Source organism: Streptomyces sp. NPDC031225 (genome assembly GCF_055570355.1).
The window spans coordinates 14,980-41,812 of the sequence record NZ_JBVIHJ010000024.1 but is presented as its reverse complement, the minus strand read 5'-3'; the positions used below and the strand labels follow the sequence as shown (position 1 = coordinate 41,812).

Sequence of the window (26,833 nt, the reverse complement as noted above, 5' to 3'; positions counted from 1 at the left end):
AAGCCGCCCGTCCCAACCACACACGGACACCCGAAGCCGTGCGCCCCCACCACGCGGGGAATCCCCGAGCCGTCAGACCCGACCACACGGCCGCCGCGAACCCCGCGCCGTCGGACCCGACCGCGCGGCCGCCGCGAACCCCGCGCCGCGGGCCACACCTTCACGCCCGCGGCCACCTCACCTCGGCCCCCGGTCACGCGCATCGCCCGACGGCGCGGCACGGCACAGCGCCACACCCGCGGCCCGACCACGAGCGACGCCCCCCGGCCCCACCCCGGACCCCCGGTCAAGCCCGGGGGCCGACCGCAGGGCACACCGTCATGAGCCCAGGATCGATGTCAGGAACTCGCCCACCCAGCCGAGCAACTCCCGCCCCATCAGCGGCTTTCCGCCCACCTTCGCCGTCTTCGGGCGCGGTACCAGCACCTGGTGCGCGGACGGCTTGATGACGGTGCCCGGGTACAGCCGCTTGACCCGCAGTTCCTGGGACTCGCGCAACTCCACCGGTGCGAAGCGGATGTTGGTGCCCTGGAGGACGACGTCACCGACGCCACACGCGCGTGCGAGCATCCGCAGCCCCGCCACGAGCAGCAGGTTCTCGACGGGCTCGGGCAACTTGCCGTAGCGGTCGACGAGTTCCTCGCGTACGGCCTTGACGTCCTCCTCGGTGTTGACCGAGGCGATCGCCCGGTACGCCTGCAGCCTGAGCCGCTCACCCGGCGCGTAGTCGTGCGGGACGTGCGCGTCGACCGGGAGCTCGATCTTGACCTCCAGGGGCGGCTCCTCCTCCACTCCGCCCTCCAGGGCGGCCCGGTAGTCCGCGACGGCCTCGCCGACCATGCGGACGTAGAGGTCGAAGCCGACGCCCGCGATGTGCCCGGACTGTTCGCCGCCGAGGAGATTGCCCGCGCCGCGGATCTCCAGGTCCTTCATCGCGACGTACATGCCCGCGCCCATCTCGGTGTGCTGGGCGATCGTCGCCAGGCGCTCGTGGGCCGTCTCCGTGAGCGGCTTCTCCGGGGGGTACAGGAAGTACGCGTAGCCCCGCTCGCGGCCACGGCCCACCCGGCCGCGCAGCTGGTGCAGCTGGGAGAGGCCGAAGTTGTCGCCGCGCTCCACGATCAGCGTGTTCGCGTTGGAGATGTCGATGCCGGACTCGACGATCGTGGTCGACACGAGCACGTCGAACTTCTTCTCCCAGAAGTCGACGACGACCTGCTCCAGCGACTGCTCGGACATCTGGCCGTGCGCGGTCGCGATGCGTGCCTCGGGGACGATCTCGCGCAGGCGCGCGGCCGCCCGGTCGATCGACTCGACACGGTTGTGGATGTAGAAGACCTGGCCCTCGCGCAGCAGTTCACGGCGGATGGCCGCGCCGATCTGCCTCTCCTCGTACGGCCCGACGAAGGTGAGCACCGGGTGGCGCTCCTCCGGGGGCGTGGTGATCGTCGACATCTCGCGGATGCCGGTGACCGCCATCTCCAGGGTGCGCGGGATCGGGGTCGCGGACATGGTCAGTACGTCGACGTTCGCGCGGAGCTTCTTCAGCTGCTCCTTGTGCTCGACGCCGAAGCGCTGTTCCTCGTCGACGATGACCAGGCCGAGGTCCTTGAACTTGGTCTCCGAGGAGAACAGGCGGTGGGTGCCGATGACGACGTCCACCGAGCCCTCGCGCAGGCCCTCCAGGGTGGCCTTCGCCTCGGTGTCGGTCTGAAAACGGCTGAGCGCCTTCACGACCACCGGGAACTGCGAGTACCGCTCGCTGAACGTCCCGAAGTGCTGCTGCACCAGCAGTGTGGTCGGCACCAGCACCGCGACCTGCTTGCCGTCCTGGACGGCCTTGAAGGCGGCCCGGACCGCGATCTCGGTCTTGCCGTAGCCGACGTCGCCGCAGACCAGGCGGTCCATGGGGATCGACTTCTCCATGTCCTCCTTGACCTCGGAGATGGTGGTGAGCTGGTCGGGCGTCTCCGCGTACGGGAAGGCGTCCTCCAGTTCACGCTGCCAGGGCGTGTCCGAGCCGAACGCGTGCCCGGGGGCCGCCATCCGCGCGCTGTACAGCTTGATCAGGTCGGCGGCGATCTCCTTGACGGCCTTCTTCGCGCGCGCCTTGGTCTTCGTCCAGTCGGCGCCGCCGAGCCGGTGCAGCGTGGGGGCCTCGCCGCCGACGTACTTGGTGATCTGTTCCAGCTGGTCGGTGGGGATGTACAGCCGGTCGCCCGGCTGGCCGCGCTTGGCGGGGGCGTACTCGACGACGAGGTACTCGCGCGTGGCGCCCTGCACGGTCCGCTGGACCATCTCGATGTAGCGGCCGACGCCGTGCTGTTCGTGGACGATGTAGTCGCCCGTCTCCAGGGTGAGCGGGTCGATGGTCTTGCGGCGGCGCGCCGGCATGCGGGCGCCGTCCTTGCCGGCCGCCTTCTGCCCGGTCAGGTCGGTCTCGGTCAGGACCGCGAGCCGCAGTGCCGGGTCGATGAAGCCGTACTCGATCGAGCCGCACGCCACGTGCACGACGGACGGGGAGACCGCCACCAGGTCGGCCTCCAGGCGGGCCGCGACGCCCTCGCCGCCCAGCACCTCGACCGTACGGGCCGCGGGGCCGTGGGCCTCGGTCACGAAGACTGTGCGCCAGCCCTCGGCCAGCCAGCCCTTGGTGTCGGCGAGCGCCTTGGCGGTGTCGCCGCGGTAGGTCTCGGGCGCGTGCATGCCGAGTTGGAGCGTGTCCGCCTCGAACTCCAGGTCCGCCGCGAACGGCGACACCGACCACCACATCATGTCCAGCTCGCGCGCGCGGTCCCGGACGTCCGCGATGGACCACAGGGAGGCCGCGCCGACGTCGATGGGCGCCTCGCCGCCGCCCGCGGTGGCCGCCCAGGAGGCGTGCAGGAACTCCTGCGAGGTCGCGACGAGATCGGACGCACGCGTGCGTACCCGCTCCGGGTCGCACACGACGGCCATGGCGCCCTTGGGCAGGACGTCGACCAGGAGTTCCATGTCGTCGACGAGGACGGGAGCCAGGGACTCCATGCCCTCCACGGCGATCCCCTCGCCGATCTTGCCGAGCAGTTCGCCCAGTTCGGGGTGCTGCTCGGCGAGGGCACGCGCGCGTGTGCGTACGTCGTCCGTCAGGAGCAGTTCGCGGCAGGGCGGGGCCCACAGTCCGTGGTCGGCGACCTCCAGGGACCGCTGGTCGGCGACCTTGAAGTAGCGGATCTCCTCGACGTCGTCGCCCCAGAACTCGACGCGCAGGGGGTGTTCCTCGGTGGGCGGGAAGACGTCGAGGATGCCGCCTCGTACGGCGAACTCCCCGCGCTTCTCGACGAGCTCCACGCGCGCGTACGCGGCGGCGGCGAGGGCCTCCACGATCGCGTTCAGGTCGGCGGTCTGCCCGGTTCGCAGGGCGACCGGCTCCAGGTCGCCGAGGCCCTTGACCTGCGGCTGGAGCACGGACCGTACGGGCGCGACGACCACGGAGACCGGGCCGGTCTCGGGGTCGTCGGGACGGGGGTGGGCGAGGCGGCGCAGGACGGCCAGGCGGCGGCCGACGGTGTCGCTGCGGGGGCTGAGGCGCTCGTGCGGGAGGGTCTCCCAGGACGGGTACTCCACGACCTCCTCCGGCGGGAGCAGGGAGCGCAGGGCCGCGGCCAGGTCCTCGGCCTCGCGGCCTGTCGCCGTCACCGCGAGCACCGGCCGGCCCGCCTCACGCGCGAGGGCGGCGATCGCGAAGGGGCGCGCCGCCGGGGGGCCGACCAGGTCGACGTGCATGCGGTTGCCGTCCTGGGCCGCCGTGATCGCTTCCGCGAGGGCGGGGTCCTTGACGACGGCGTCGAGCAGACCGTGCAGGCTCATTCTGGGCGGCTTTCGTCCGGGGGGCCGACCGGGGGTCGACTGGGGGCTGTCAGGGGGCGGGCAACGCGAAGGACCCGACGCGGTGACCGGCCGGGGGGTCTCCAGCCTACGACGCGGTGGCGGCCGGTGCGGGGGCTGTGGATAACGCCGGTTATCCGCAGGGTCCGTTTTCCACAGGGTGGGTGCGGGGGCGGGCGGGCCTCGCGGTTTTCTCGCCCCTGCCGCGCCTACCCGTCCCATCCCCAAGAACGCTGCCCCTGCCGAGGAACTCTGCCCCGGCCCGTCCCCCAAGAACGCTGCCCGTGCCAAGAGCGCTCCCCCCTGCCCATCCCCAAGGGCACCGCCCCGACCCGTCCCCAGGGGCACCGCCCCTTCGACCCCGCCCCCAGGGGCACCGCCCCCGGACCCCCATCGGCCCGAAGGGCCTCGTCCTCAATCGCCGGACGGGCTGACATGCACGAACCCGGCGCCGAGAAGTCCCCCGTGACTTCTCGGCGCCGGGCGTTCCCCCGTTCCAGGGTGGCTCGGGTGGCTATTCGGTCGCGATCGCGTTCAGCACGTTCATCCGGCCCGCCCGGAACGCCGGGATCAGGGCGGCGAACAGGCCCACGAAGGCCGAGCCGACGAAGACCGCGATGATCGTCGGCCAGGGGATCTCCAGGACCTTCAGACCCTGCAGGGCGAGGAGCTTCTGGGCGGTCGCGCCCCAGCCCATGCCGAGGCCCAGCCCCAGCAGTGCGCCGAAGAGTGCGATCACCACCGACTCCAGGCGGATCATCCGCCGCAGCTGGCGCCGCGAGAGGCCGATGGCCCGCATGAGGCCGATCTCCCGGGTCCGCTCCACCACCGAGAGCGCCAGGGTGTTCACGACACCCAGGATCGCGACGATGATCGCGAGGGCCAGCAGGCCGTAGATCATGTTCAGGAGCTGGCCGATCTGGTCCTTGAACGCCTGCTTGTAGTCGGTCTGGTCGCGCACGGTGTACTGCGGGTAGTCGTGCAGCGCCGACTTCAGGGCCGTGTACGCGGCGTCCGTCTGCCCGTCCTTGGCGTTGGCGAAGACCAGTTGGTCGAGCGGCATCTTTTCGGCCGGCACGTACCTGGCGAGGGTGGCGGTGGAGATGTACTTCGAGCCCGCGTCGATGATTCCCTCGCTGCTCGTGATGGCCCGCACCGTCAGGTTCGCGGTCGCGCCGTCCTTGAACGCGATCTTGATCTTCGACCCGAGGTGGATGCCGTGCGCCTTGGCGAACTTGTCGTGCACGGACATCGAGTCGGGCTTGTAGGCGTCGGCGAGGTTCCCGGCGACCGTCTCGGTCCGCAGAACGGTCGCGTACGTCGGGTCGGCCGCCGTGATGTCGGTGTTCTTGAGCGTCTTGCCGTCGGGGGCCGTGTAGTCGGCCTCCGTCGTCCTGTACTCGGTGACCTTCTCAAGACCCGGCGTGTCCCGCACGGCCTTCACGGCCGCCGGTGTGACCATCTGCCCGCTGTCGGACTGGATGATGAAGTCCGTGCCGACCGTCTTGTCGAGCTCGTCCGTGGCCGAGGCGACCATCGACGAGCCGACGACCGACAGACAGGCGACCAGCGCGAGGCCGATCATCAGGGCGGCGCCCGTGGCTCCCGTCCGGCGCGGGTTGCGCAGGGCGTTGCGCTCGGCCATGCGGCCGACGGGGCCGAACACCCGCAGGACGACCGCGCCCAGGACACGCACCGCGACACCCGCGAGGAGCGGGCCGATCACGACGAAGCCGATCAGGGAGAACACCACGCCGAGGAGGAGCCACAGCGAGCCCTCCTTGGCCTTGTCGGCGTTAGCGGCCAGGTAGAGCGCGGCGGCGCCGCCACCGGTCAGGAGCGTCCCCACCAGGGCGCGGACCCGGCCGGCCCTGGCATCGGCCGGGGCGCCCGCGTCCCGCAGCGCTGCCATGGGCGAGACCTTGCCCGCGCGGCGGGCCGGCAGCCAGGCGGCCAGGACGGTGACGACCACGCCGAGGACCAGACCGACGACCGGGGTCGTCCAGGCGATCGTGAGGTCACTGGTCGACAGGTGCATGCCCATGGAGCCCATGAGCTTCATCAGCCCGACCGCGAGCCCGACACCGGCGCCCACCCCGAGGACCGACCCGAACACGCCCAGCAGGAGCGCCTCGACGAGTACGGAGCCGTTGACCTGCTTGCGCGAGGAACCGATGGCCCGCATCAGGCCGATCTCACGGGTGCGCTGTGCGACCAGCATCGAGAAGGTGTTGATGATCAGGAAGATGCCGACGAGGAAGGCGATCCCGGCGAAGCCGAGCATCGCGTACTTCATGACGTTCATGAAACCCTCGACGTCCTTCTGGTTGGCGTCGGCGGTCTCCTTGGCGGTCTGCACCTTGTAGCCGCCACCGATCTCGGCCGCGACGTTCTTCTTCAGCTGGTCGTCGGTGACCCCGGAAGCGGCCGTGACGTTGACGTTCGTGAACACGCCCGTCCTGCCGACCAGCGTCTCCTGGGCCGTCTTGCTGTCCAGGTAGAAGATCGCGGCACCGGGGTTGGTGACCTGGAAGGCGGCGACGCCGGAGATCTTCGCGGTGTGCGTGCCGACCGCGCTGATCACGCCGATCTCGTCACCGAGCTTCAGGTGGTGCTTGTCGACGGTGTCCTTGTCGACCATGACCTGGCCGGGGTTCGTCGGCACCGCACCGGAGGTCACCTTCATGGTGCGGGCGTCGTTGCCGTTCCAGCTGCCGACGATGGTCGGGCCGCCGCCGGACGGCGAAAGGCTGTCCTTGTCGGCGTCCACGACGGTCACCGAGGTCGAGAAGACGGTCCCCTCCGCCGTCTTCACGCCCTGTGCCTTGCGTACCTCGTCGACCACGGCGGCCGGCATGACCGGCGGCTTGCCGTTGTCGGAGGTCGTCTCGCCGCTGTCGGAGGCGCCCTTGGCGCTCACCGTGACGTCCGAGGAGGTGGCCGCGAAGAGCTTGTCGAAGGTGGTGGACATGGTGTCCGTGAACACCAGCGTCCCGCAGACGAAGGCCACCGACAGCAGGACGGCCACGGCCGACAGGGCCATGCGTCCCTTGTGGGCGAAGAAGTTGCGCCTGGAGGTCTTCATGACGGTCATGACGTACGCCCCCGGGCGTCGAAGTCCTTCATGCGGTCCAGGACGGCCTCGGCGGTCGGCTTGTACATCTCGTCGACGATCCGGCCGTCGGCGAGGTACAGCACCCGGTCCGCGTACGAGGCGGCCACCGGGTCGTGCGTGACGATCACGATGGTCTGCCCGAGCTCGTCGACGGAGCGGCGCAGGAAGCCCAGTACTTCGGCACCCGCGCGCGAGTCGAGGTTTCCGGTCGGCTCGTCGCCGAAGATGATCTCGGGCCGGGCGGCCAGGGCGCGGGCCACGGCGACGCGCTGCTGCTGGCCGCCGGAGAGCTGGGTGGGCCGGTGCTTGAGCCGGTCCGAGAGTCCGACCGTGTCCACCACGCGTGCGAGCCACTGCTTGTCGGGCTTGCGCCCGGCGATGTCCATGGGCAGCGTGATGTTCTCGAGGGCGTTGAGCGTCGGAAGCAGGTTGAACGCCTGGAAGATGAAGCCGACCCGGTCCCGGCGCAGTCGCGTGAGCTTCTTGTCCTTCAGGCCGGTGATCTCGGTGTCGTCGAGATGGATCTGACCGCTCGTCACGGTGTCGAGCCCGGCGAGGCAGTGCATGAGGGTGGACTTGCCGGACCCCGAGGGGCCCATGATCGCGGTGAACTGACCGCGAGCGATGTCCACGTCCACATGGTCGAGGGCGACGACACGGGTCTCACCGGACCCGTATGCCTTGACGACCTGTCGCGCTCGCGCGGCAACGGCCGTACGCCCTCCAGTGCCCCCGTGCCTGGTGATGGTCACAGCCGATGTCACGGTATGTCTCCTATATCGGTCAGCGGATATACAGCCGATCAGCAGGGCGATCGGTTCGTTGCCTGGTTACGGCGTTCAGTCTGGTGCCGCGGGACGGCCGGCGCGCTGGTGCTCGGCACCCTCTTCTACGGGGGAAAACCCCACCCCCGCGGCTCCGGTCCTTCCCCTCCCACCGGTCCCCAGCGGCGTAAAGCCAGGTTAAGGACGGACCGGGGCCCGTCTCCTCCTCCGGCAGTACGAACCCACCCCCAGCCCTGGTACGGAGGTCCCCCTAGGGGCAGTCCACCCCCGGGTGGAGGCGATCTAGGGGTCGGCTCCACCCTTCGGCCCCCCGAGGCTCCACCCTGCCGTCGCGTGAGGAGCAAGTGGGAAGCTGTCGTGCGGCAGATAGGTGCAGGGGGAAGGAATCGGCGTGGACGACACGAAGCCGGCGACAGGCGAGTCCGTGGAACGCCTGTCGACGAACCGGCGCGGAGCCGTCGTGGCCGCCCTGATGCTCGCGATGGCGCTGGCGGCCCTCGACGCCACCATCGTCTCCACGGCGGTCCCGCAGATCGTCGGCGACCTGGGCGGCTTCTCGGTCTTCTCCTGGCTGTTCTCCGGCTATCTGCTGGCCGTGACGGTGACCCTGCCGTTGTACGGCAAGCTGTCCGACACCTTCGGGCGCAAGCCCGTCCTGGTCGCCGGGGCGGCACTGTTCCTGCTGGGCTCGCTCCTGTGCGCGTCGGCGTGGAACATGGGCGCGCTGATCGCCTTCCGGATCGTGCAGGGCCTGGGCGGCGGGGCACTGCAGGGCACGGTCCAGACACTCGCCGCCGACCTGTACCCCCTCAAGGAGCGCCCGAAGATCCAGGCCAAGCTGTCCACGGTGTGGGCGGTGGCGGCGGTCGCGGGGCCGGAGGTCGGCGGGGTGCTGGCGGCGTACGCGGACTGGCGGTGGATCTTCCTGGTCAATCTGCCGGTCGGGGCGGTGGCGTTGTGGCTGATCGTCCGCTACCTCCATGAGCCGCAGCGCGCCGAGGCGACGACCACGCGCGCGCGTGTCGACTGGGCGGGGGCGCTGGCGGTGTTCGCGTGCGGGGGCGTGCTGCTGACGGCGCTCGTGCAGGGCGGGGTGGCGTGGGCCTGGTTCTCCGGGCCGTCACTGGCGTTGTTCGGTGCGGGACTCGCCCTGGTGGCCGTCGTGGTCCTGGTGGAGCGCCGGGCTGCCGAGCCGATCATCCCCGGCTGGGTGTGGCGCCGCCGCACGATCGCCGCGGTGAACCTCGCACTCGGCGCCCTGGGCCTCCTCATGGTCGCCCCCACGGTCTTCCTGCCGACGTACGCCCAGTCGGTGCTCGGCCTCACCCCGGTCGCCGCCGGATTCGTGCTGTCCGTATGGACGTTGAGCTGGCCGGTGTCGGCGGCGCTGAGCCAGCACGTGTACCGGCGCATCGGCTTCCGCAACACGGCGATGCTGGGCATCGGCACGGCTGCCCTGATCCTGTTCGCCTTCCCCTTCCTGCCCTACCCGGGCGAAGCGTGGCAGCCGACCCTGCTGATGCTGCTCCTGGGCGCCGCGCTCGGCCTGTTCCAGCTCCCGTTGATCGTCGGGGTCCAGTCGACGGTGGGCTGGGCGGAACGCGGCACCACGACCGCGTCCGTCCTCTTCTGCCGCCAGACCGGCCAGACGGTCGGCGCGGCCGTCTTCGGCGCGGTGGCCAACGGCGTCCTCGCCTCCCGCCTGGGCGGCGCCGGCGACCTCGACTCCGTCACGCGCGCGTTGGACGCCGGTACGGCCCCTGAGGCGACCCGCGCGGCCATCGCGGACGCGGTGCACGCGGTGTACCTGGGGGCTGCGGGCGCGGCGGCACTGGCGTTCGTGGTGCTGCTGGTAATGGCGCCGCGGCGCTTCCCTGTGCTCAAGGAACAGTGAGCCGCAGGGCGGGAACCTGCCGCGGCAGACCATGCCGGGGGCGGGGGTTTATCCGGGTGTTCGGGAACCGGGACACACCTACTCTGGTCCGCATGGTCGAACTGGAGCGCCTGCGGGCCGATCACGTCGATGCCCTGCTGGCCTTCGAGCTGACGAACCGCGCCTACTTCGCCCGCTCCATCCCGGACCGCGGCGACGCGTACTTCACCGAGTTCGCCGTACGCCTCGATGCGCTTCTCGCCGAACAGGACGCCGGTGTCTGCCACTTCCACGTCGTGCTGGACGAGGACGGCGAGCTGATCGGCCGGATGAACCTGATGGACGCGGAAGGCGGCACCGCCGAACTCGGTTACCGGGTGGCCGAGTCGGCCTCGGGGCGCGGTGTGGCGACGGCCGCGGTACGGGAGCTGTGCCGCCTGTCCGCGACGGCGTACGGCCTCACCGGGATGACCGCGCGCACGACGCTCGACAACGTGGCGTCCCGAACCGTCCTCGAACGCAACGGCTTCACCGTCACCGGCACGCTCACCCTCAACGACCGCCCCGCCGTCCACTACGCGCGCGTGCACCTCGGTCACTGACACGGCGGGAAGCGTCCGTCCGGCCACCCACGCCCAGCCCATGCCCATGCCCATGCCCCCGACCGTCCATGCACCCGAAGTAGGCGCCCGCACACGCTCCGACGGGACCAAAAGTCTGAGTTAACGGGGGTAACACCGCAGGTCAGCGAAGTAAGCGCATACCGACCGATCAGTTTGGTGAAAGGGGTGGACAACTCCGAACCGGCGGGTAACGTGCGGGGCTCCGCTCCCCCACCCACCCCCCAACTCCCTGCGGTCCGCCGCGCCGGGCCCGAGCCACGCAAGGAACACGGGATGTCCCACAACCCGTCACAGCCGTATCCCACCTACCCCTGGCAGCCACCCGAACCGCCGCCCCGACCCGCCCCGCACCGCTCGCGGGACCGCTCCCCGCTCGGCCACCACAGCGACCTGCGGATCCTGCGCAGCGCCTACCGCTGGCAACGGCGCACCGCCACCCTCACCGCGCTCGGCTACTTCACGCTCTTCCTGGTGCTGTCCGCCTACGCACCGTCCTTCATGGCAAGCGGCGGCACCGACGGACTGCCCACAGGACTGCTCCTCGCCCTGCTCCAACTGCCCGTCACCTGGCTGGCGATCGCCGTGTACGAGCACACCGCGCGCCGCTACGTCGACCCGCTCGCGGACCGCATCCGCAAGCAGTCCGAGATCGACGCGAGGCGAGAGGCGGGAACGCGATGACCGGCTTCAGCGACTCCGCGCAGGCGATGAGCCTGGTGGCGTTCTCCGCCGTCGCCACCCTCACCCTCCTGCTGTGCGTGATGACCGGCCCGGACGGCGACGACCTCGACGAGTTCTACACCGGCTACAACTCCCTCTCCCCCGTGCGCAACGGCCTCGCCATCGCGGGCGACTACATCTCCGCCGCGACCGTCCTCGGCACCGGCGGGGTCATCGCGCTCTGCGGCTACGACGGCGTCGTCCTGGCCCTCAGCACCGCCCTGTCGCTGATGCTGCTGATGTTCCTGCTGGCCGAACCCCTGCGCAACGCGGGCCGGTTCACCATGGGGGACGCACTCGCGCGCCGGATGCCCGGGCGTGCCGTGCGGATCGCCGCGTGCCTGGTCACCCTCGCCGCGCTGCTGCCGCTGATGCTGGTGCAGCTCGCGGGGGCCGGCCAACTGCTGGCGTTCATCCTGGGGTTCTCCGGCGACTCGCTGAAGACGGGCTTCATCATCGGCCTCGGCCTGCTGATGATCAGCTACGCGGCCATCGGCGGCATGAAGGGCACCGCGCTCATCCAGATCCTGAAGATGGTCATGCTGCTCGGGTCGGGCGCCGTGGTCGCCGTACTGGTCATGCACCGGTTCTCCTGGAACCCGGGAGCACTGTTCGACACGGCGGCCCGGCAGAGCGGGGTGGGGCAGGACTTCCTGACGTCGGGACTGGAGTTCGCGGGCGGACCGTATCCGCGCCTCGACATGATCACCTCGCAGCTCGCCGTCGTCATCGGCGGTGCCTGTCTGCCGCACGTCACCATGCGCATGTACACCGCGTCCAGCGCCCGCCAGGTGCGGCGTTCGATGTCCTGGGCGGTGTCGGCGGTGGCCGTGTTCGTCCTGGTCATCACGGTCGTCGGGGTCGGGGCGACGGCGCTGGTCGGGCGCGCGGCGATCGCGCAGGCGGATCCGCAGGGCAACACGGCGTATCTGCTGGGGTCGCGGGCGGCGTTCGGGCCACAGGTGTCGACCGGGGAGACCCTCCTGTTCACCACGGTCACCACGGCCCTCTTCCTCACCCTCCTCGCCTCCGTCGCCGGCATGATTCTCGCCTGCGCGAACTCCCTCGCCCACGACGTGTTCGCGGCGCGGGCCCCGTCGATGACACCGCGCCGCGAGATCCTGCTGGCCCGGGTGTCCGCGCTGGCGGTCGGCGTCCCCACGATCTTCCTCGCGACGCTGATCCAGCACCGGAGCCTGCAGCCGCTGGTGATCCTGTCCTTCTGCGTCGGCGCCTCGGCGCTCGCCCCCGCCCTCGTCTACAGCCTCTTCTGGCGGCGCTACACACGGACGGGACTGCTCTGCACGCTGATCGGCGGCACGCTCACGGTGTTGCTGCTGATGCCGGGCACCAACCTCGTCTCCGGGTCACCGGTGTCCGCGTTCCCCGAAGCCGACTTCAACTGGTTGCCGTTCACTACGACGGGGCTGATCTCGATCCCGGCGGGGTTCGCCTTCGGGTGGCTGGGGACCGTGGTCTCCGGGCGGCGGAAGGCGGAGGAGCAGCGCAGGCAGTACGAGGCGGTGGAGGGGTGGATTCTCGCGGGGGCGGTGAGGCGGGGGTGACATAAGAGGGGGGCGGGGGCCGGTGTCGGGCGCGGGCCGGTGGGGGCTGGTCGCGCAGTTCCCCGCGCCCCTGGGTGGGTTCAGTCACCCGGCTTCCCAGCGCCCCTGGGTGGGTTCGGCCGCCCCGGCTCCCCAGCACCCCCGGGTGGAGTCGGCCGCCCCGGCTCCCCGGCGGCACCGTGTTACTCCAGCGGTGCCGCCCGCCCCGTCAGTGCCGTCAGGCTGCTGCGTACGTGGTCCATCTGTGCCTGTACGTCGTCCCAGCGTTCCCCGTGCTCGCGCAGCACCCGCTCCGTCTCCCTCGCGATCCGCTCCGCCCGCGCCCGTGCCTCAGCGAGGATCTCATCGGCACGCGCGTGTGCCTCTTCCTCGCGCCGCTCCACCGACGCCTCCGCCTCCTCGAAGTCCTGCTCGGCCTCGGCCAGCGCCGCCTGAGCCCGCGTCACCCGTTCGGCGCCGCGCGCGTCCATCTCGGCCGCCCGCTCCTCCTCGGCCCGCTCCACCTCGGCCCAGCGCTCCGCGTGCTTCTCGGTCTGTTCGGCGAGCATCCCGATGGTGCGCTGCCGCACCTCGCGCAACCCTTCGAGGGCCTCTCCGCGCCCTTCCTTCACCTCACGCCGGGCGGCGACTCGGATCTCGTCGGCCTCGGCGCGTGCGGCGAGCAGCCGCCGGCGGGCGCGTTCGTCGGCCTCGGCGCGCACGGTGTCGGCGTGCGCCTGTGCGGCGTCCCGTACGCCGTCCGCGTGCGCCCGCGCCTCGTCCGCAAGGCGCCGCGCCTCCTGCCGGGCTCCCTCACGGACGGCCGCGGCCTCCTCCTGCCCCAGCTCGAACAGCCGCCGCGCCCGCTCGCCGAGCGACTCGTACGACTGCGGGGCCAGCGCCGCCACGACCTCCCGCAGCCGGACCGCCTCCGCCTCCATCTCCCTGGCGAGCACCGTGAGCCGGGCGGCCCGTTCCCAGGCCGCGTCCCGGTCCCGGGACAGGGCGGCGGCGTATGCGTCGACCTGTTCGGGGCGGTAACCACGCCCCCGTACGGCCACGAACCCCCGGGGCGACACCGATGCGCTGCTCATCCTGGAATCCCTCTCCGCCGAAACAACACGAACGGACGCGAAATGATGATTTCGCGCACATCTTGATGTATCGGACGGAAATGTTCATAACGCGACACTCCGCGTACGGCACTCCGCGTACGGGTCACGGGCACCACGCGAAAGGGCCGGGCCCGGTCGCGACGACCGGGCCCGGCCCTCCACACGCGTATGGATCAGCGGCGGGGCATCACAGCAGCCCGTCCCACATCTGTTCGAGCAGCACCGACCACCAGCTCTCCGGCGAACCCAGCGCCGCCGGGTCGAGCGAGGCCAGCTGGGCCTGGAAGTCGACGGTCCAACGGCCCGCCTGCTCCTGGTTCAGGCCGAACCGAAGCCGCCACATCCGGCCCAGCAACGCCAGGCAGCGCTGGAACTCGGGCAGCCCCGTGTTCACGAACTGCGGCGGTACGGGCGCACCCCCCGGCCCCGCCTCCACGGGTACGGCGACGATGTTCGCCGTCCCGTACTGCACGCAGACCGCCTTGCCGAAGTCGCTGCCCATCACGAGGTACGAGCCCGCGTCCGACGCCGGCCGCACCCCGCGCTCGGCCGCCAGCTCCGCCAGCGTCGGCACCGGCCGCCCCGGCTGGGCCTGCGCCCAGAAGAACGGCCCCATGTCCAACGGCAGCCCCGCCACCACCAGCGAGTGCGCCACGACCGGCGGCACGCCCTGCCGGGACACCGCCGCCTGCTCGAACCGGAAGATCCCCGGCCCGAACGCCCCCGCCAGCTCCTGCGCCACACCCTCCGGCGGAATCGGCGGCGCCGCCTGCACCGGCGGCAACGGCGCCCGCACCGGTGCAGGCCGGGCCGGACCGTCCGCCACCTGATGCAACTCGCCCTGATGCACCAGCAGTTGACGCATGCCCTGCTGCCGGCTCGCGTGATCCGTCCCGTACGGCGCGATACTCGCGAGCCGCGCCTGCGGCCACTGCTCCCGGATCATCCGCGCGCAGTAAGCGCCCGGCAGCTCGCACGACTCCAACTCGGTGTGCAGCTCCAGCACCTGGTCAGGCGGCACGTTCATGCCCCGCAGCTCGTGGAAGATCTGCCACTCCGGGTGCGGGGTGCCCGGCGCCGACCGCCGGATCAGCTGCTGCTCCGACCCGTCCTGCGCACGGTAGCGAAGGACGGCCTGGTAGCCGGGACCGACGGTGGGCTGCGACTGCGGCGGATACCCGTAGGCCGGGGGCGGCCCGGGCACCGTCTGCCCGGGCGGCGGCACCGGCCCCGGAGCCGCTACGGCACCGGGAGGCGGGGGCGGCATCGCACCGGGCGGCATCGACTGTGCGGCGCCGGGAGCCTGCGGCGGCGCAGGCACACCGGCCCCGCCCACCGAGGGCGCGGACAGCATGGTCTCCGCGTGGTGCACGGCACCCTGCGGCGCACCCGCCACGCCGGACGACTGCGGCCCACCGGACCCGCCCTGCGCACCCGGAAACCCCGGCGGACCGGGCGGACGCGGCGCGCCGGGCGGCGGCGGAGTGGGAGCCGCGGCCCCCGGAGCCGGCGGATTGCGCGGTGCCCCGGGACTCGCGGTCCCCTCGGCTCCCGGCGCCGACACGAACTGCGTGGGCACGTAACCACCCCCGCCGGGCGGCGGAGTCGGGCCGCTCCCCAGCCACGCCCCGGGCGCCCCCGGGGCCTCGGGCGGGGGCGGCGGGGTCGAGCCCCCGGCCTGCCCGCCCCGCGATGGAGGCGCCAGCCTGCTGGTCGCGACATCGGCGATGTCCCCGGCGCTCGGCGCGGGCGGCGGCCCCGGAACGCCGTGCCCCCCGGGAACTCCCGGCCCACCACCGACCCTGTGCGGATACCCGTACGACGACGCCCCCGGCGCAGCCGGAGAAGGCGGCACGGCACCAGCCCCCGGCCCATCCGAAGAAGCCGCACCCGACACCCCGCCACCCTGCGGATACCCGTACGACGACCCACCCGCCGCAGCCCCGACCCCCGGCCCACCCGAAGAAGGCCCACCCGACACACCCGGCCCCTGCGGAAACCCGTACGACGACCCACCGGCCGCAGGCGCCGACACAGCACCGGGCACCCCGGCCCCGTTGCTCCCAGCCCCGTCGCTCCGGTCCCCCGAGACCTGTGCGGTACCGGAGTCGGAGACCTCCGAACCCGTCGAAGCGCCCACACCCTCCCCCACACCGCTCGTCTCGTTCAGCGGCGCCGAGAACACCGTCTCCGGCAACGCCACGGAGAGGTCCTCACCCCCGTTGGTGTCGGTCCCCGTCCACGGCCTCGCGGCCGGCACCCCGCCACCCGCGGCCGCCTCACCGCCGGCACCGGCAGAGCCCTCCGGCCCCGCACCGCCGATCCCCAGCTTGTCCGCCGCGTCCTGCAACCACTCCGGCGGCGACAGCAGAAACGACGTCTGGTTCAGGTCGACACGGGCAGCCGCCGCACCCCCCGGCCCCGCGTCCTCGGGCCCGTCCTCACGCCCGTACTCCTCCTCGTAGCGGCGGACCACCTCACCCACCGGCAACGAGGGCCACAACGTGGCCTCCCCGCTGTCCCGGGCGATCACCAGCCGCTGCGCACCCCCGTCCGACCGCGGCCCCTCCGCACGGTCCTCGCCCCACACCACGAACCCCAGGCCGAACTCCCGCACCCGCACCTCACGATGCTGATACGCGGGCACATCCCCGTTGATCCACTCCTCCGCGCGCTCCTGCGCCTGCGCGAACGTCACCATCGGTCAGTTCACTCCCCAGCAACCGGAACGGACCGCGCGAACCCGCCGTCCACCATCAGGTTCGCCACCGTCTCCAACTCCGGCGGATTACCGGCCAGTCGGGACAGGAACACGTCGAAGTCCGCACCGCACGGCAGCAACAACCGCCGCACCCGCTCGGCCGGCGCCAGCGAAGGATCGACATCGCGCACATCGTCGTACGCGCAGAACCACACCGAACCGATCCCCTCGCCCTTCACCTTCACCGCCAGCAGACCACCCTGGACGAACCCGACACACAGGTAGTCCTTGGTCAGATGGTCACGCAGACACTTGTTGGCGTACACGAGATCGTTGACCGCCGCCTCGTCCCGCACCGTGAAGAACGGCTGATCCACCAGCAGCCCCAACTCCGCGTCCAGAGCCGCCCCCACCGGCGCCGACCCACCCGCCGCCTTCAGGAACGACCGGTACGCACCCGGCAGCCGGTACCCGAGATCCTCCTCGACCCCCAGCACCTGCGACTCCGTCACCGCCACCGACGACTTCGGCAACCCGAAATGCGCCGGCCGCGTCTCCTGGAGCGGCCGCGTCCCCCGCTTCGTCTGATCGACACGCGTCGTCGAGATCCCGCCGTGATGCCGCAACAACGCCTTCACCTCGACCGGAACCAACTCCAGCCGCCGCGACCCCACCACGTGATGCCACGTCCAGCCGTGCGGCGTCGCCACCGCAGGCACCGTGTCCCACAGGGCATGACCGGTCGCCGACAACGCCGCGTTCGCCGACACGTAGTCCGTCAACCGCAGCTCGTCGACCCCGAACCCCTCCGGCGGCTCCGCGATCTCCGCGGCGGCACGCGCGTACGGCGAGAAATCGGGGTAGCCATGCTCATCCACCCGCACCCCTCTGGGATGACGCGCGGCCCGGACCGGATCCGGGAAATGCACGACCTGCCCGGCATAGGCCGCGTTCGGCGGCGCGGCCTGCTGCCCGAGCCGACCTGTCGTCATGGCTGAAGCCCCCTGCGGCACTCTGGTACGGCCCGCAGCACCCCTCGGCTGCCGCACACCGTATCGACTGTCTCGTCCGTCCCCACGCGTCAACCGCGCGCACCGCGGCAACCACGTGGATCGCGGTGCCGACAGCCTATGCGGTACGACGACACCGGTCACCGGGCACCGGCCAGCCCCCCTCCGCTTCCGTGACCAGCCGTCACCCTGCCGTGACAGCCAGCCCAAACCCGGGCGTGTCGCACCGCCCCAGCTTCCGCACCAGCCACGCCGTTTGGCAGTCTGTGACCTCCGGGGGATGCACGGGAGGGGACGACCAACGTGAACACGACGCAGACGGGACCGCGCCAAGGACCGCACAACGGGACACCGAGCGGCACCGACGCCACCCCGCACACCGGCCCGGGCGGCGACCCCCGCATCGGCTGGAGCAGCGCGGAAAGACCCCACGCACCCGCCCTGCGGCACCGCCGGGACGGCATACTGCCCACCGTCGCAGCCGCCCTCTCGGTCCGCGGCGCCACCCTCACCTCCACCGCCGCCCGCGGCGACCTCACCCCACCCCTGCACCCCCTCGTCCAGGACTTCCTCGACACCCTCGGCAGCGACCGACGCGACCGCTTCACCGGCCGCTGCGCCGAAGCCATGCTCATATCCCGGCACATCACCGCCGCCGACGCCGACCGCAGCAAGCGCGCCGCCCGCAGACCGATGACCAACGGCGAGGCCCGCCGCGCCCTCAAGCAGGCCAAACTCACCGCCCGCCGCATCCGCGAGGACGGCGACCCCCTCCACGGCAGCTTCGCCCCACCCTGCCGCGCCTGCACCGCCCTCAGCGCCCACTTCGGCGTACACATCGTCGACCCGACGGCCACCGGCGGCTGACACCCCCACCCCCACACACCGGCACCACCCGCACGACGGCGCCCCGAGCACCACCGCGCCCACCCATGACCTCGACGAACGCGAAGGGCAGATGCACCCCGACCGCACCAACAGCACCCGCTTCCCCGCCCCCGTGGACGCCACCCTGCGCGCAGCAGGCTGGCAACCCGGACGCTGGGACATAAAACAGGCCGAGATCTGGGCCGACACCCTGCGAGAACACACCTCACCCGCCGGACACCGGCACGCCGTGTTCCCCGCCGCCGTCGAAGCCTGGGCCGAGTTCGGCGGACTGCACCTCACCCCCACCGGCCCCGGCCGCCAGGTCGCCCCCGCCCACCTCCACCTCGACCCCCTGCACGGACTCCACATGGCCCGCACCCTCGGCGACCTCGGCCGCGCCCTCGACACCGAGGTCTGCCCCCTCGGCGCCGAGACCGACACCCAGGCCCTCATCGCCATCGACACCGAAGGCCGCGTCTACGTCCTCGACCACACCGGCGACTGGTACCTCGGCCCCGACATCGACCAGGCCCTCACCGGCCTCGTCTCCGGCATCGAACCCGCCCGCCTCACCGCCGGCTGAACCCCGAGGCCCTACGCCGCCGGAATCACCGCCGACACCCGGAAACCCCCCGCATCCGTCGGCCCCGACACGAACACCCCGCCCAGCGCGGAAACCCGCTCCTTCATCCCCACCAGACCGTTGCCCCCCGACGGCAACCGCGCCGACGCCGGCGACGGCACATCCGGCGGCGGCTCGTTCTCCACCTGCATCGCGATCTCCGACACCCGGTGCGCGAGCCGCACATGCGTCTTCGCCCCCGCAGCGTGCTTGTGCGCGTTCGTCAACGCCTCCTGCACCACCCGGAACGCCGTCTGCTCGATCTGCGCGGCATACGACCGCACATCACCCTCCACCGACAGATCCACCGCCATCCCCGCCGCGGCCGACTGCCCGATCAACACATCCAGATCATCCAGACAAGGCCCCTCGGCCTCCTCCACCACCCGCGACGCCGCCGCGGCAGCCGCCACCCCCACCGCCACCAACGGCACCGCCGCCCGCTCCCGGCGCCCGAACCCGTCCCCACTGCGCAACACCCCGAGCATCTCCCGCAACTCGGTCAGCGCCTGCCGCCCCATGTCCCCCACAAGAGCGGCGTTCTTCACCGCCTTCTCCGGATCCTTCCGGGCCACCGCCTGAAGCGCCGCCGCATGCACCACCATCAGACTCACCCGGTGCGCGACGACGTCATGCATCTCACGCGCGATACGGGTCCGCTCCTCGTTCCGCGCCCACTCCGCCCGCTCCTCCGCCCGCTCGGCCAGCAGCTGAAGCTCCCGCTCAAGACTGTCGGCCCGCTCCCGCAGACTCTCCATGAGCCGGCGCCGGGCCCCCACGTACAAACCGAGCAGCAACGGCGGCGCCGTCATCCCGATCGCGGTCGTGATCGACACGAACGGTACGAACCAGTCCCCCAGATCCAGATTCGGCCGCCCCGGATCCTGCCGCACCCGCACGAACATCACGATCAGCATCCCGACCAGCGACATCCCCGCCAGCGAGCCGATGATCCGGCGCGGCAACTCGGACGCGGCGAGCGTGTACAGGCCCACGATGCCCATCAGGTAGCCCATCTGGGCGGGCGTGATCGCGATCGAGACCAGCACGACAGCGATCGGCCACTTCCGCCGCACGACCAGAACAGAACCGGCCAGCACACCGAACACGATCCCCGCCGCCGTCGGGATCCCCGCGTCCTGCGCGAACCGGATCCCCTCGAACGCACACTCCACCGCGGACGCCGCCGCCAGCGCCACGTCCAACGCCGCACTACGCCACCATGCCCACCACCACGGCCCCGTCTGAGCCGTCGCGGTGTCTTCCCCCGTCGTGGTCATGCCTCCAGCCTACGTTCGGCGCCCGCCGGATTTCCGGTGACTTTCGACGACTGGCCTACACCACATCGAGTGACCGATCGACCACGAAACGACCCGGTATCCCTCGAACTGCTGAATCGCTCACCGTTCGAGGCCGGAAGATCGAATTCCGCCGGACGGTATGCGTATGGCACATCCAGCTGGCAAGTACGCGGACTTCGAGGCACTGCGGGGACAGGCGGTCGCCCTGCGACAGGAGGGGCTCAGCCGACGCCAGATCCGCGACCGACTGCACGTCGACAACAACGACATCCTCAACCGCCTCCTGGAGGGCGAGCCGCCCCCGGAATGGACCAAGCGCCCGAACGCGAAGGACGATCTGCGGGACAGAGCGAGGGAGCTCCGACTCCAGGGCTGGACGTACGACCAGATCCAGGTGGAACTGGGTTGCTCGAAGAGCTCGATCTCACTGTGGGTTCGGGATCTGCCCAAGCCAGAGCGACGGGACTCCGCGGAGCAGGCGAAGCTGGCCAGCCGAATGCGGTGGGAGCACGAGTTGGCGGTGCGGGACGAGCAACGGCGGAAGACCAAGGTGGCCGCGACAGCGCAGATCGGCGAACTGTCCGACCGGGATCTCTTCATGGCGGGGGTAGCCCTCTACTGGGCAGAGGGGTCCAAGGACAAGCCCTACGACCGCCGCGAGACCGTCATCTTCGTCAACAGCGACCCCCACGTGATCCAGCTTTATTTGGCCTGGCTCAACCTGCTGGGCGTCGGGCCCGAGCGCCTGGCCTACCGCGTGATGATCCACATCACCGCCGACGTAGAGGACGCAAACTGCTACTGGGCGGACCTCGTCGGCGTCGACGTCTCGACTTTCCAGAAGACAACGATCAAGAAGCACAACCCCAAGACCCTCCGCAAGAACGTGGGCGAGAACTACCGAGGCTGCCTGGTGATCCGGGTGTCCCAGGCAGCCGAGCTCTACCGCCAGATCGAAGGGTGGTGGAAGGGAATGGTGGACTCCGCCAGGCGGGATCATGCCCTCCCCTCCTCCGGTAAGGTTTGAGGCAGCAATCCGCCGTGGGGTAGCGGCATCCCGCAGGCCTTTGGAGCCTTGAGACGCTGGTTCGAATCCAGCCGGCGGAGCTGCTGACCGGGCCCTGACAGCACTGTCAGGGCCCGCTCTCATGTCCCCCAGGAAACGCCCCGGTATCCTGCGGAGGTCACCCACCCCCTCCACAGCCGAAGGGCATCCCGTGAGCGCCATTCGCCCGGCAGCCGTCGTCGTTCTCGCAGCGGGTGAGGGCACCCGTATGAAGTCGGCCACACCCAAGGTCCTGCACGAGATCTGTGGCCGCCCCCTGGTGGGCCATGTACTCGCCGCGGCCCGTGAGTTGGACCCCGAGAATCTCGTCGTCGTGGTCGGGCACGCCCGGGAGAAGGTCACCGCGCACCTCGCCGGCACGGACGCCGACGTACGAACCGCCGTGCAGGCGCAGCAGAACGGCACCGGGCACGCCGTGCGGATGGCGTTGGAGGAGCTCGGTGGTCGCGTCGGGGGGACCGTGGTGGTGGTGTGCGGGGACACCCCCCTGCTGACGGGTGAGACGCTCAACTCGCTTGCCGCGACGCACTCGTCGGACGGGAACGCGGTCACCGTGTTGACGGCCGAGGTGCCGGATGCGACGGGTTACGGGCGGATCGTGCGGGACGGTGTCTCCGGTGCGGTGACGGGGATCGTCGAGCACAAGGATGCGAGTGCCGAACAGCGGGCGATCCGGGAGATCAACTCCGGGGTGTTCGCGTTCGACGGGCAGTTGCTGGCCGATGCGCTGGGCAAGGTGCGGACGGACAACTCGCAGGGCGAGGAGTACTTGACGGACGTTCTCGGCATTCTTCGCGAGGCTGGTCATCGGGTGGGTGCCTGCGTCGCTGGTGATCATCGTGAGATCGCGGGGATCAACAACCGTGTGCAGCTTTCGGAGGCGCGGCGGATCCTCAACGACCGGCTGCTGACCCGCGCGATGCTCTCGGGTGTCACGGTGATCGATCCGGCGACGACGTGGGTGGATGTGACGGTCACGTTCGGTCAGGACGCGGTCGTGCATCCGGGTACGCAGTTGCACGGTTCGACGCATGTCGGTGCGGGTGCGGAGGTGGGTCCCAACAGTCGGCTGAGGGACACGCAGGTGGGGGCGGGTGCGCGGGTGGACAACACGGTCGCCGAGAGCTCTCACATCGGTGAGGCGGCGACGGTGGGGCCGTTCGCGTATCTGCGTCCGGGTACCCGGTTGGGTGCGAAGGGGAAGATCGGGACGTACGTCGAGACGAAGAACGCGACGATCGGGGAGGGGACGAAGGTCCCGCATCTGTCGTATGTCGGGGATGCGACGATCGGTGAGTTCACGAACATCGGTGCCGCGAGCGTGTTCGTGAATTACGACGGGCAGGACAAGCACCACACGACGGTCGGGTCGCATTGCCGGACCGGTTCGGACAATATGTTTGTGGCTCCTGTCACGGTCGGGGATGGTGCGTACACCGCGGCGGGGTCGGTGATCACGAAGGATGTGCCGCCCGGTTCGTTGGCCGTGGCCCGTGGCCAGCAGCGGAATATCGAGGGTTGGGTGGCCCGGAAGCGTCCGGGGAGTGCGGCGGCGAAGGCGGCCGAGGCGGCTTCCCGGGAGGGCGTGAGTGAGGACTGACCGGAAACAGGTGCGCCGAAGTCGTCGTACCGTGATAAGTGCACACCCGCACCCCACCAGCTGAGATGGCCCGTCGCGCCCAGCGGCGCGGTCTGTCGAGAGTCGGCTGAGACACCTCTGAGGAGACAGTGCTGTGACCGGGTTCAAGACGACCGGCGAGAAGAAGATGATGTTCTTCTCCGGCCGCGCCCACCCCGAGCTTGCCGAGGAGGTCGCCCAGCAGTTGGGTGTCGGGGTTGTCCCGACGAAGGCCTTCGACTTCGCGAACGGTGAGATCTACGTCCGCTATCAGGAGTCGGCGCGCGGTGCGGACTGCTTTGTGATCCAGAGCCACACGGCTCCGATCAATCAGTGGATCATGGAGCAGTTGATCATGATCGACGCGCTGAAGCGGGCGTCGGCCCGCTCGATCACCGTGATCGTGCCGTTCTACGGTTATGCGCGGCAGGACAAGAAGCACCGTGGCCGTGAGCCGATCTCGGCGCGGCTGATCGCTGACCTGATGAAGACGGCGGGTGCGGACCGGATCCTGACCGTGGATCTGCACACGGACCAGATCCAGGGCTTCTTCGACGGTCCTGTGGATCATCTCTTCGCGCTTCCGCTGCTGGCGGACTACGTGAAGGGGAAGCTCGACAGGAGCAAGCTGACGGTCGTGTCTCCGGACGCGGGCCGGGTGCGGGTCGCGGACCGCTGGTGCGACCGGCTGGGTGCGCCGCTGGCGATCGTGCACAAGCGGCGTGACAAGGACGTAGCGAACCAGGTGACCGTCCACGAGGTCGTGGGTGAGGTCAAGGGTCGTGTGTGTGTCCTGGTGGACGACATGATCGACACGGGTGGCACGATCTGTGCGGCGGCGGACGCCCTGTTCGCGCACGGCGCCGAGGACGTCATCGTCACGGCCACGCACGGTGTGCTCTCCGGTCCAGCCGCGGACCGGTTGAAGAACTCGCGGGTGAGTGAGTTCGTGTTCACGAACACCCTGCCGACGCCGGGTGAGCTGGGCCGGGATCTGGACAAGATCACGGTTCTGTCGATCGCGCCGACGATCGCGAGTGCGGTGCGTGAGGTGTTCGAGGACGGTTCGGTGACGAGCCTCTTCGACGAGCAGTAGAAGCGCAGTAAGGGTTCTGCTGAAGATCCTTTTGGGTACGGCCTCCCTCTCCGAGTAGACTGCTCCAGTTGCTCGGCGAGGGAGGCCGTACCGCTTCGCAAGAAGGGATACGGCGGTCCGTTATCGACGCGCTCTTCGTAGCAGGCCGTTCGTGGCCGGGTGACCACGTCTGTCGCTGTATCTACGAGGAGTGATCCACATGTCCGAGGTCAAGATCTCCGCCGAGACCCGTTCCGAGTTCGGCAAGGGTGCTGCCCGCCGTATCCGCCGTGACAGCAAGGTTCCCGGTGTTCTGTACGGTCGCGGTTCCGACCCGATCCACCTGACCCTGCCGGGCCACGAGCTGCAGCTCGCCCTGCGTACGTCGAACGTCCTGATCGCCCTGGACATCGACGGCAAGTCCAACGAGCTGGCGATCCCGAAGTCCGTGCAGCGTGACCCGATCAAGGGCTTCCTGGAGCACGTCGACCTTCAGCTGGTGCAGCGTGGCGAGCAGGTCAACGTCGAGATCTACGTGCACACCGAGGGCGAGCTGGCCCCGGGTGCCTACCTGCTGGAGCACGTCCTGAACGCGCTTCCGGTCCAGGCCGAGGCCACGCACATCCCCGAGTCGGTCACCGTCTCCATCGCGGGCCTGACCGCCGGTGACTCCATCCTCGCCAAGGACATCACCCTGCCGAAGGGCACCACGCTGGCCGTCGAGGAGGACACCGTCGTCCTGCAGGTCCTGGCCGCGCAGGCCGAGGAGGCCTCGGCCGAGGGCGAGGGCGACGAGGCCGCCGAGGCCTGAGCCCCGGCAGTCGCCGTATAAGCTCCAGCCGCTGCTCCCTTCGGGGGGCGGCGGCTGTTGCACGTGAGGAGAGATGGACGTGACCACCCCTGCAGGTGCCCCGTGGCTGATCGTGGGTCTGGGTAATCCGGGGCCCGAGTACGCGGGCAACCGGCACAACGTGGGTTTCATGGTGGCCGATCTGCTGGCCGCGCGGGTCGGGGGCCGGTTCAAGCGGGCCGGGAAGGCACAGGCGCAGGTCGTGGAGGGGCGGTTCGGTCCGCCGGGTCCTGCGAGCCGGCGGGTGGTCCTGGTGAAGCCGATGTCGTTCATGAACCTGTCCGGCGGGCCGGTGAACGCGCTCCGGGACTTCTACAAGGTGCCGGTCGCGGGCGTCGTGGCGATCCATGACGAGCTGGACATCGACTACGGCGTGCTGCGGCTGAAGCTGGGTGGCGGGGACAACGGCCACAACGGGCTGAAGTCGATGACGAAGGCGTTCGGTGCGGAGTACCACCGGGTGCGGTTCGGGATCGGGCGTCCTCCGGGGCGTATGCAGGTCGCGGACTTCGTGCTGAAGGACTTCTCGTCGGCTGAGCGCAAGGAGCTGGACTTCTTCGTGGACCGGGCGGCGGACGCGGTGGAGGCTCTGGTGTCCGAGGGGCTGGAGCGGGCGCAAAGCACGTACAACTCCTGACTTGTCCGCCCGGTGGGCGGGGCCGGAGTTGACCACGTGCGGGCCCATGGCCAATGATCCCGGCCATGCGTGCCCCAGCCGCCCATTCCCGCAGAGCTTCCCGCCCGGCCTCGGCTGTCCTGTTGCGGTTCGGGCGGCTCGCGTCGATGGGCGCGGTCGCGGTGCTGATCCTGATCGCGGGGGTGTGGGCGTCCTGGGGCAGCGCGCAGTACGTGATGCTGACCAAGGGGCGTGAGCGCGGCACGATCGAGGTGGCGCGGTGTGCGGAGGACGTGTGCAGCGGGCCGTACACGCCGTTGTCGCACGGGTCCGAGGCTCGGGACCGGGCCGTCATCGAGAGGACGGTGGCGGTGCGGAAGGGGCGGACCTACACGGTGATCGTGAAGCCCGGCAGTGCCGATGTCGTGCGGTCCGGGCCCGCCGGGGTGCTGTATGCGTGGGTGCCGATGGGCGGGGCGTTGCTGCTCGCGTCGGTGGTGGTGGCGGGCGGGTTGCGCAGGACCGGGGTGGCGTGGGTGATGGCGGGGTCGGGGGTCGCGTTGCTGACGGCGGCTTTCGTGGTGATCTGAGCGGGTTCCGGGGCGCCGCTTCTGTGAACGATCTGTTCGTTTCCTGTTCGTGATTGACCAGGAGTCAGTCGGGGCCGGAAGCTGAGCCGCCCCCTCCACATCTTCCCGTTCCTCTCGAAGATGGATCACTGCCCCATGCGAACCCTCATCCGCGCCGGCGTCCTGTCCGCCGTCGCCACGGCGGCCTTCCTGGTCGCTCCGGCCGCCCATGCCACAGCTCCCGGCGACAACGGCACCGTGAAGATCCACGACGCCGGTACCGGCGAAGAACTCCGCAGGAACGAGCCGCACGTCTGCGCCTTCTATCTCGACGCCTTCGGTTTCGACGCCGTCCAGGAGGTCGACTGGCACATCGAGGCCTGGGCCCCGACGGCCGACGTCAAGGGCGAGACCGTGAAGTCCGGTGCGATCACGCTGGACGGCGACGGTCACGGCCGTACGGAGGACCTGTCGCTGCCCGACGGGCACTACAAGCTGTTCTGGAACTTCGACGGTGAGAAGGGTGCCGCGAAGCAGAAGGTGTTCTGGACGGACTGCGAGGAGGAGGGCGGCAGCAGCAGCGGTACGGCGACGCCCACCGCGTCCGTGTCCACGTCCCCGGAGCCGGGCGGCGAGTCCTCGGCCACCCCGTCGGCATCGGCTTCGGCGTCGGCGTCCGCCTCGGCCTCCGTCGGCGCCTCTGCCTCCGCGTCCGCCGCTCCCGCCGCCTCCGCCTCCGCCTCTGCCTCCGCGCAGGGCTCCTCCGGTGGCCTGGCCGAGACCGGTAACAGCGCTCCGGTCGGGCTGCTCGCCGGTGCCGCCGCGGCGCTGACGGCGGCGGGCGGTTACCTCGTCGTCAGGCGGCGCAGGGCCTGACACAGCTGCGAAAGGCG

20 protein-coding genes and 1 tRNA gene are annotated in these 26,833 nt (G+C 70.7%); 14 read left to right on the top strand and 7 right to left on the bottom strand.

From position 1 onward, the window contains the following. Window positions 1–318 precede the first annotated feature (318 nt). The 3 genes from mfd to ACZ48Z_RS33580 all read right to left on the bottom strand — a co-directional run bounded on the left by mfd (window position 319) and on the right by ACZ48Z_RS33580 (window position 7,746). Window positions 319–3,849 (bottom strand): transcription-repair coupling factor, encoded by a 3,531-nt coding sequence (gene mfd, locus ACZ48Z_RS33590; RefSeq protein ID WP_468739672.1) that lies wholly within the window; start codon window positions 3,847–3,849, stop codon window positions 319–321. 532 nt (window positions 3,850–4,381) lie between these two features. Continuing rightward, the gene (locus ACZ48Z_RS33585) at window positions 4,382–6,961 is read right to left on the bottom strand and encodes an ABC transporter permease (RefSeq protein ID WP_468739671.1); all 2,580 of its coding nucleotides are present in this window, start codon (window positions 6,959–6,961) and stop codon (window positions 4,382–4,384) included. Further along, entirely contained in the window at window positions 6,958–7,746 is a 789-nt protein-coding gene (locus ACZ48Z_RS33580) for an ABC transporter ATP-binding protein (protein ID WP_389110037.1), read from the bottom strand. The genes ACZ48Z_RS33585 and ACZ48Z_RS33580 overlap by 4 nt, the downstream gene beginning before the upstream one ends. Before the next feature lie 412 nt (window positions 7,747–8,158). On the opposite strand from ACZ48Z_RS33580, the gene ACZ48Z_RS33575 reads away from it, so the two are divergent. From ACZ48Z_RS33575 to ACZ48Z_RS33560, 4 genes are all read left to right on the top strand, one after another. Next, window positions 8,159–9,661 carry an MFS transporter gene (locus tag ACZ48Z_RS33575; protein ID WP_468739670.1) on the top strand — a complete coding sequence of 501 codons (1,503 nt, stop codon included), beginning with the start codon at window positions 8,159–8,161 and terminating at the stop codon, window positions 9,659–9,661. 92 nt (window positions 9,662–9,753) lie between these two features. Beyond that, window positions 9,754–10,242 (top strand): GNAT family N-acetyltransferase, encoded by a 489-nt coding sequence (locus ACZ48Z_RS33570; RefSeq protein ID WP_468739669.1) that lies wholly within the window; start codon window positions 9,754–9,756, stop codon window positions 10,240–10,242. 294 nt (window positions 10,243–10,536) lie between these two features. Then, window positions 10,537–10,944 (top strand): DUF485 domain-containing protein, encoded by a 408-nt coding sequence (locus ACZ48Z_RS33565; RefSeq protein WP_468739668.1) that lies wholly within the window; start codon window positions 10,537–10,539, stop codon window positions 10,942–10,944. After that, window positions 10,941–12,548 carry a sodium/solute symporter gene (locus tag ACZ48Z_RS33560; RefSeq protein ID WP_468739667.1) on the top strand — a complete coding sequence of 536 codons (1,608 nt, stop codon included), beginning with the start codon at window positions 10,941–10,943 and terminating at the stop codon, window positions 12,546–12,548. Before ACZ48Z_RS33565 ends, ACZ48Z_RS33560 begins: the two co-directional genes overlap by 4 nt. Before the next feature lie 182 nt (window positions 12,549–12,730). Here ACZ48Z_RS33560 and ACZ48Z_RS33555 read toward each other — a convergent pair whose 3' ends face one another. The 3 genes from ACZ48Z_RS33555 to ACZ48Z_RS33545 all read right to left on the bottom strand — a co-directional run bounded on the left by ACZ48Z_RS33555 (window position 12,731) and on the right by ACZ48Z_RS33545 (window position 17,335). Then, on the bottom strand, window positions 12,731–13,621 hold the full coding sequence (locus ACZ48Z_RS33555; RefSeq protein WP_468739666.1) for a cellulose-binding protein: 891 nt from the start codon (window positions 13,619–13,621) through the stop codon (window positions 12,731–12,733). A gap of 208 nt (window positions 13,622–13,829) precedes the next feature. After that, window positions 13,830–16,343, bottom strand: a complete 2,514-nt coding sequence (locus ACZ48Z_RS33550) for an SUKH-4 family immunity protein (RefSeq protein WP_468739665.1) — start codon at window positions 16,341–16,343, stop codon at window positions 13,830–13,832. 8 nt (window positions 16,344–16,351) lie between these two features. After that, window positions 16,352–17,335 carry an SMI1/KNR4 family protein gene (locus ACZ48Z_RS33545; RefSeq protein WP_468739776.1) on the bottom strand — a complete coding sequence of 328 codons (984 nt, stop codon included), beginning with the start codon at window positions 17,333–17,335 and terminating at the stop codon, window positions 16,352–16,354. 321 nt (window positions 17,336–17,656) lie between these two features. Here ACZ48Z_RS33545 and ACZ48Z_RS33540 point away from each other — a divergent pair, with 321 nt between their 5' ends. Together ACZ48Z_RS33540 and ACZ48Z_RS33535 are read left to right on the top strand one after the other, a co-directional pair. Beyond that, on the top strand, window positions 17,657–18,220 hold the full coding sequence (locus ACZ48Z_RS33540; RefSeq protein ID WP_468739664.1) for a YwqJ-related putative deaminase: 564 nt from the start codon (window positions 17,657–17,659) through the stop codon (window positions 18,218–18,220). A 91-nt stretch (window positions 18,221–18,311) separates the two neighbouring features. Further along, window positions 18,312–18,806, top strand: coding sequence for an SUKH-3 domain-containing protein (locus ACZ48Z_RS33535; protein ID WP_468739663.1), 495 nt, complete (start codon window positions 18,312–18,314; stop codon window positions 18,804–18,806). Between the two features lie 11 nt (window positions 18,807–18,817). Here the strand turns inward: ACZ48Z_RS33535 and ACZ48Z_RS33530 are convergent, their stop codons facing one another. Further along, window positions 18,818–20,125 (bottom strand): sensor histidine kinase, encoded by a 1,308-nt coding sequence (locus tag ACZ48Z_RS33530; protein WP_468739662.1) that lies wholly within the window; start codon window positions 20,123–20,125, stop codon window positions 18,818–18,820. 166 nt (window positions 20,126–20,291) lie between these two features. On the opposite strand from ACZ48Z_RS33530, the gene ACZ48Z_RS33525 reads away from it, so the two are divergent. The 8 genes from ACZ48Z_RS33525 to ACZ48Z_RS33490 all read left to right on the top strand — a co-directional run bounded on the left by ACZ48Z_RS33525 (window position 20,292) and on the right by ACZ48Z_RS33490 (window position 26,816). After that, on the top strand, window positions 20,292–21,173 hold the full coding sequence (locus ACZ48Z_RS33525) for a hypothetical protein (protein WP_468739661.1): 882 nt from the start codon (window positions 20,292–20,294) through the stop codon (window positions 21,171–21,173). Window positions 21,174–21,181: 8 nt separating this feature from the next. Next, window positions 21,182–21,253 (top strand) — tRNA-Gln (locus ACZ48Z_RS33520). Window positions 21,254–21,363: 110 nt separating this feature from the next. Next, window positions 21,364–22,812, top strand: a complete 1,449-nt coding sequence (glmU, locus tag ACZ48Z_RS33515; protein WP_468739660.1) for a bifunctional UDP-N-acetylglucosamine diphosphorylase/glucosamine-1-phosphate N-acetyltransferase GlmU — start codon at window positions 21,364–21,366, stop codon at window positions 22,810–22,812. A 133-nt stretch (window positions 22,813–22,945) separates the two neighbouring features. Continuing rightward, on the top strand, window positions 22,946–23,926 hold the full coding sequence (locus tag ACZ48Z_RS33510; protein WP_389110004.1) for a ribose-phosphate diphosphokinase: 981 nt from the start codon (window positions 22,946–22,948) through the stop codon (window positions 23,924–23,926). A 199-nt stretch (window positions 23,927–24,125) separates the two neighbouring features. Further along, window positions 24,126–24,716 carry a 50S ribosomal protein L25/general stress protein Ctc gene (locus ACZ48Z_RS33505; RefSeq protein WP_468739659.1) on the top strand — a complete coding sequence of 197 codons (591 nt, stop codon included), beginning with the start codon at window positions 24,126–24,128 and terminating at the stop codon, window positions 24,714–24,716. Window positions 24,717–24,789: 73 nt separating this feature from the next. Further along, window positions 24,790–25,392, top strand: a complete 603-nt coding sequence (gene pth / locus ACZ48Z_RS33500; RefSeq protein ID WP_468739658.1) for an aminoacyl-tRNA hydrolase — start codon at window positions 24,790–24,792, stop codon at window positions 25,390–25,392. Window positions 25,393–25,445: 53 nt separating this feature from the next. Next, complete coding sequence (locus ACZ48Z_RS33495) at window positions 25,446–25,961, top strand: hypothetical protein (RefSeq protein ID WP_468739657.1); 516 nt, start codon at window positions 25,446–25,448, stop codon at window positions 25,959–25,961. A 135-nt stretch (window positions 25,962–26,096) separates the two neighbouring features. Beyond that, complete coding sequence (locus tag ACZ48Z_RS33490) at window positions 26,097–26,816, top strand: LPXTG cell wall anchor domain-containing protein (RefSeq protein WP_468739656.1); 720 nt, start codon at window positions 26,097–26,099, stop codon at window positions 26,814–26,816. Window positions 26,817–26,833: the final 17 nt, after the last annotated feature.